The sequence below is a fragment of the Streptomyces nanshensis genome (assembly GCF_001751255.1).
Taxonomy (GTDB): Bacteria; Actinomycetota; Actinomycetes; order Streptomycetales; family Streptomycetaceae; genus Streptomyces; species Streptomyces nanshensis_A.
Map to the genome: position 1 here is coordinate 1 of NZ_LJGW01000526.1, position 1,104 is coordinate 1,104.

Sequence of the window (1,104 nt, forward strand, 5' to 3'; positions counted from 1 at the left end):
CGGGGCGGCTGTGGCTCGCCGGTGGCGATCAACTCCCGGCGGCGGGCGCGGCGTTCGCGGGAGCGCGGGGGCCGGGCGCCTTCGCCGGGGGCTTCTTCCGTGTCCTCGTCCTCGTCCGCGCCGCGGGGCTCGCCGCGTGCGGTCCTGGCGCGCTCGGCGCGCTCCGCCTGCTCGGCGCGGTAGGCGACGCGGAGGTCCTCCACGTCGTCCTGGACGTCGTCCGTCCCGGACAGTTGCCACGCCCGGTAGGCCATGGCCGAGAGGAAGGCGGTCAGGGCGAGCGTGATGACGATCGCGGTGAGGATGAACGCCTGCGGCAGCGGGTCCGAGATGCGCTGCGGCCCGAAGACCTTGTAGAGCAGCGGGGCGCGCGAGGCGGCGCCGGAGGTGGCCAGCAGCAGCAGATTGACGCCGTTCCCGAGGACGACGGTGCCCAGGACGATACGGGTGAGGGGACGGCTGAGCAGCAGCACCGTACCCGCGGCGATCATGGTGCCGCCGGCGCCGACGAGCGCGAGGGTCTCCTTCATCCGCGTGCCTCTCCGCCCGTGCCGCGCGGCGCCCCGCCGGGCTCGGCGCCGCGCTGCTCCTCGCGCAGGGCGCGCTCCACGCGCCGGTCGATCTCGGAGCCGAGGCTGCGCAGCACGTCCAGGACGACGCCGAGGACGAGCAGGTAGATGCCCGCGTCGAAGAGCACGGGGCTGGCCGCGTGGAACTTACCGATGACCGGCAACTCCCCGTGGTACGTGGCGCTTTGGAGCACCGAGCCGCGCAGCAGCAGCCCGGCGAGTCCGGTGCCGGTCATCGTCATCAGCCCGAGGCCGAGCAGGAAGCCGGCATCGACGGGTGCGGCGGCGTCCAGTTCGTACCGTCCGCCCGCGAGATAGCGCACCGCCAGCGCCAGCCCGGCGACGAGCCCGGCGCTGAAGCCGCCGCCCGGCAGGTTCTCGGCGCAGAAGAGCAGGTAGAGGGAGAAGACGACGATGGGGTGGAAGACCAGCCGTGCCAGCACCTCGAAGATCACCGAGCGGCGTTCCGGGTCGAGGGTGCCGCTGCCGGTCAGCCAGGTACGGCGGGGCACCGCACCCGCCCGGCGGCGGGCCG

General features: G+C 74.3%; 2 protein-coding genes. Both read right to left on the reverse strand.

The features are described from left to right. Positions 1–530 (reverse strand): Na(+)/H(+) antiporter subunit C (locus tag AN218_RS29520; RefSeq protein WP_070020144.1); only part of this gene is annotated, 530 nt, incomplete at its 3' end. Further along, positions 527–1,104: MnhB domain-containing protein (locus AN218_RS29525; protein WP_275937004.1), on the reverse strand; the 578-nt coding region annotated here is incomplete at its 5' end. The genes AN218_RS29525 and AN218_RS29520, both read right to left, overlap by 4 nt.